Below are 5,213 nucleotides of genomic sequence, written 5' to 3'. Positions count from 1 at the left end.
CCCAGCTGTTCCAGCAGAACCTCGGTGTCGAGGGGCCCCAGGGCGGTGTAGAAGGCGATGAGCTGCTTGCCGGCGGGGGTGTCCGTGACCACGACCGCCGCGTCGCGGACTTCGGGTACCCGTAGCAGGGTGTTCTCGATCTCGCCGATCTCGATCCGGAACCCGCGGATCTTGACCTGGGTGTCGCGGCGGCCGAGGAACTCCAGCTTCCCCGACGAGTGCCAGCGGCCCCGGTCACCACTGCGGTAGAGCCGCTCACCCGGGCGGTGCGGGTCGGCCACGAACGCGGCGGCGGTGCGCTCAGGGTCGTTGACATAGCCACGGCCCACACACACCCCGGAGAACACGATCTCACCAGGCGCGCCGAGCGGGACGGGTGAGAGGTGGTCGTCGACGACGTAGACGTGCACGCCCGCCACCGGGCGGCCCAGCAGCACCGTTTCGGGTGCCTGGTGCATGACCTCGTGGTTGGTGTCATCGCAGGTTTCGGTCAGCCCGTAGGCGTTGACCAGGGCGATACCCGGCCGGGCGGCGAACCAGCGCTGGGCCACCTCCCGCTTCAGCGCCTCCCCGGTGACCGAGACACAGGCCAGATCGGGCAGCGGGCGCGGGTTCTGCTCCAGAGCCGACAGGACGGCCTCCAGATAGGAGGGCACGACCTGCAGCACGCCGACCCGGCCGGTGGTGATGGTGTCCAGGAAACGGTCCACGTCCAAAACGGCGTCCTGCTCGACCAGCAGGGTCCGTCCGCCGACCAGCAGCGCGGAGACCAGCTGCCACAGGGAGATGTCGAAACACTGCGGCGCGACCTGCGCCACCACACTCCCCTCCCCGATCCCCAAATCGTCGATCTTGGCGTAGAGGTGGTTGAGCATGCCCGCGTGCTCACACATCGCCCCCTTCGGCTCCCCCGTCGACCCGGAGGTGAAGTAGATGTACGCCAGCTGATCCGCCGCCACCGCGATGCCGAGGTCGTCCCCGGCGTGCCCCTCCGCCAAGGCCTCCCCGACCAGCAGCCGCTGCACACCCGGCAGCGAATCGAGGGCCCCATCCAGGCTGCTGGTGCTGCCCGGCTCACTGAGCACGAGACGGCAGCCGGCGCGCGAAAGCGTGGTGGCGATCCGGTCGGCCGGGAAGTGCGGCTCGATGGGCAGATACACCCCACCGGCCTTGAACACCGCCAGCACACACACCAGCCAGTCAAGGTTCCGCTCCGTCACCACCCCGACGACACCCTCACGGACAAGACCCCGCGCCAGCAGCGCCCGGCCCAGCCGGTTCGCCCGCGCATTCACCTCCCCGTAGGTGAGCTGCCGCCCGCCGTGCACGGCCGCGACCGCATCCGGATGCGCCCCAACCTGCTCCTCGAACAACTCATGCACCCGCCGGCCCGGCAGCTGCCGCTTTGGCCCCGCCATCTGGTGCAACTGGAAGCCGAACTCCTTACCGGACAGCAGACTCCCCCCACCGACCGGCGCATCCGGTTCGGCCGTCATCAGCATCAGCGCGGCCAGGTGATAGCCCGCGACCCTCGCCGCCGCCTGGGCATCGAGGACATCGGTGCGATAGCACAGCCGCAGCACGAGTGCGCCCGCCTCCCGCACCAGCCCCACCCGCAGCACACTCTCCCCAGCCAGATCACCGTGGTCGCCGCCGTCACCTGCGCCTGCGCCTGACGGATCGAACTCGGTCTCGAACAACGGCCCGCTCCGGCCCAGCTCCCGCCGAAGGACATCCAGGGGGAAGGTGCTGTGCGCGACCAGGCCGGATGCGGCGCGATGAGCCTCCAGCAGCAGCGTGCGCCACGAGCCGGGGGCGGTGGCCAGCCGGCACGGCAACGGCCGCCCGCCCGCCGCCGGGACGTAGCCGGTGGTCACCTCGTCCTCACCGGACAGCGCCGCGAGCACCCGGGCATGCGCGGCCAGCACCACCGAACCCAGCGGCACATCCAGCTCCCTGGCCAGCCGGCCAAGCGCCTGCGCGATGCCGTCCGCAACCGTCACCTCGTACCGGGCAACACCCGGCACCGGATCGAGCGTCCACCGCGGGATCGCGGTGAAACCACCGGCGAGAAGAACATCGCGCCAGAACTCCCGGCCCGCGTCCACATGCATGTCCATCGTGTCTTTCCTTACGTTCGTGTGGTGGTGCCGCGGCTCAGTTGCCGCGTGCCGGGGCGGCGGTGTCGTGGTCGTTGCCGGCATGGCGGGCCGTCAGGTGGGCCTTGTTGTCCCGTATTTCCCGGGCCGGGTTTCCTCCCCACCGCGCGTTCGGGGGAACTTCCTCGCCCTTCATGAGGAAGGAGTCACAGGCGAGCTGTACGCCGTCGCCGATGGTCACGCCGTAGTGGACGAAGGCGCCGACCCCGAGGGTCACGCCCGCCCCGATCGTGGTGCGGTCGGACTTGAAGGCGCCGTCCTCCTGCGAGTGGCACTGGACCACACTGCCCACGTTGAACGTGCAGTCGTCGCCGATGGTGACGGGGGTGCGCTCGACCAGGGAGAGGCCGTCGTCGAAGACCCGCTTGCCGATCCGGGCACCCAGAAGCCGCCAGACGAGGTTCTTGAACGGGGTGCCGTCGAAGGCGTGCACGAATGCGACCGACGCCATCTTCCAGAACCGTTCATGCCGCCAGAAGGACGGCTCGTAGATCGAGCAGTACAGCGGTTCCATGTCCCTGAAGCGGGTGACGGCCCGTTCGATCAGCGCGAAGTAGCAGGCGGTGAAGGCGAGGGTCAACACGCTTGCCAGTCCGAACACCAGCGCACCGAGCGCGTGGTAGAGGTCCACGGCAGCCATCGCGATGAGGGTGACTGCGAAGAGATGGATCCACCGCATCAGCAGGTACAGCACGGCGGTGAGCGCGTTGTGCCTGTTCTTGGCGGCGAGGCGGCGGCGCAGCTCGCTGCCGCTCTCCAGGTGGTTGAACTTGTTGTCCCGCTCCACCGTGCGGGGGATCTCGAAGCTGGGCGAGCCCAGCAGGCCCACTCCCTCGCGAACCGGTCCGTCGATGGGGACCATGACCTTCGTCGCGAGCAGGCAGTCCTCGCCCGTCCGGCCCTGGGAGGGATAGGCGATGTTGTTCCCGAGGAAGTTGCCTCCCCCGACCGACACCTTCGAGAGGCGGAAGGACGTGGCGGAGAAGTCGGCGTTGATGAGGGAGAGCCCGTCGGCGACGACCGTTTTGCTGCCGATCGTGCTCAGGTAGGGGGTGTCGTGCTTGAGGAGCGCGCCGAAGTTCGACCCGGTCTGCTCGACGCGGCACAGGTCGTAGCCGAGGTAGCGCAGGTAGTGGACGATGGCGGAGCTGTCCCCGAAGAGCGTGGTGAAGAACCTGCGGTTGGTCATGGCCGCGACCGTCCGCTGGACGAAGTGGTGGAAGCCGTACAGGGGGTAGACCGTGCCCGGCTTGATGGCCAGGTGGAGCAGGCGCGGCACCGTGGCCACCACCAGCAGACCGGTGAGCAGCGCGCCGAAGAAGAGCACGAAGGAGGCGGCCAGGGCATCGCGGTAGAACGCGCCGCTCGTCAGGGCCAGCGGAGCGGCGCCCACCAGCTCCCCCAGCTGCGGCATGGCCCGCACCAGGACGCCCACACCGACCAGCGCCACCGGCAGCTGCACCATCAGCAGGCTCAGCACCTGCCAGAGGCAGTACAGGACCTTTCGCAGGGTGGTGCAGCCGGCAGGAGCAACAGCCCGGAAGTCCGTGTCGGTGCGCTGTGCCGGGGACCCGTGCCAGCGCTCGCCTGCGGGCACGGCCTGCCCGGCGTGCAAAGCCGAGGCGTGGCCCAGCTGGGCCCCGTCGCCCATCGACGACTCGATGTCGAGCACCGTCTGCTCGCTGACGGTCACGTCCCGCCCGAGGGTGACCGGGCCCATCTGGATCAGTCCGGCATGCGCCCGGTAGCAGGCGACGAACGAGTCCTTGCGGATCACCGTGCCGTCACCGATGGTGAGCAGGTCGGTGCACACCGGCACATGCTTGGAGAAGATCGCGACGCCGCGGCCGATGTTCGCGCCCAGCGCCCTCAGATACAGCACGTAGAGCGGCGAACCGGTGAACAGGCGTATCGGGCTGGTGCGGATCAGGGTCTTGACGAGCCAGAAACGCAGATAGCCAAGGCTCCACACGGGGATTTGGCGGGGGGTGAAGCGGCCGATGAGCAGCCACTTCGCCACCACCGGAAAGGCGCACAGGGCAACGAAACCCGCGCCGCCGAACAGCACCGCGCGCAGGTAGAGGCCGGCCAGGCCCGAGCCGGCCAGCACCCACTCGTAGCCTCGGGCGGCGATGAGGGCGGTGAGGCAGGAGTACCCGAAGAACAGCAGCAGCTGCAGCACTGCGCACAGGACGTACTGACGCGTGCCGGCCGGCGCCTGCGCCTTCGCCGCCGTCCCGGCCGGCGACTGCACCGGCGACTGGTCCGGCACCTGGTCGGGCGACGGCGCCGGCGACTGGTCGGGCGAGGGTGCCGACGGCTGGGCGGGGATGGGCGCGGCGCTGACGAGCGCGGTTGCCAGGCTCTGGATGGTGGAGTGCCGGTAGATGTCCTTCATCGACACCGTGGGCAGGTCATCGCGCTTCCTGACCCGGGCGCAGAACTGGGCCATCACCAGGGAGTCGGCACCCAGGTCATGGAAGAAGTGACTGTCCAGCGGCACCTGCTCGGCGCGCACGACGCCGGCCAGCACCTCAGCCAGGAGCCCTGCGGTATGAGCCACCGCGCCTTCGTGCCCGCCGTCCGTGACGGCATGAGTGCCGGCCGCGGCCGGAGTGGCCAGTGCGGCCGGAGCGGCCGGAGCGGCCAGTGCGGCCGGAGCGGCCGGAGTGGCCTCGATGGTTTTCCCTAGCACGTGAGCTCCCCCGGTACGTGCCGGTCGGCGCCGGCCGGCCGGGCCGCCGCCCGGCGTCCTCGCGTCGCTGAAGCGACGGCGGGAGCGAGCGATGGGGAAGCCACGAGGTCGTGAGCCCTTTTCTGGTCACCAAGCCACAAAAACATGTGTTGTCCACCTGCAGTCTGTGCAGTCCGCTGTCGGGTTGCCATTCGAACTCGATCGCGCCGGCGTGGCGGTATCTCTGGATGCCGCCGTGGTTTTCGTGCCGAACGCCTCTCCAGTAGGCCCGAGGGGGTACCGCCGTGTCCTGCCCCTGGATTTCGGAACTTGACGCAGCAAACCGGTCCTGGTAATCGGCCGCCGCCGCAGGCGGGCTC

General features: G+C 69.5%; 2 protein-coding genes. Both read right to left on the bottom strand.

All coding sequences use genetic code 11. The features are described from left to right. On the bottom strand, positions 1–2,120 hold a 2,120-nt coding region (locus ACWGI8_RS38880; protein WP_453668162.1), incomplete at its 3' end, for a non-ribosomal peptide synthetase. A 37-nt stretch (positions 2,121–2,157) separates the two neighbouring features. Further along, positions 2,158–4,854, bottom strand: a complete 2,697-nt coding sequence (locus tag ACWGI8_RS38875) for a Pls/PosA family non-ribosomal peptide synthetase (RefSeq protein WP_453668161.1) — start codon at positions 4,852–4,854, stop codon at positions 2,158–2,160. Positions 4,855–5,213: the final 359 nt, after the last annotated feature.

The organism is Streptomyces sp. NPDC054841, from assembly GCF_053611045.1.
This window is presented reverse-complemented; position numbering and strand designations above follow the sequence as displayed.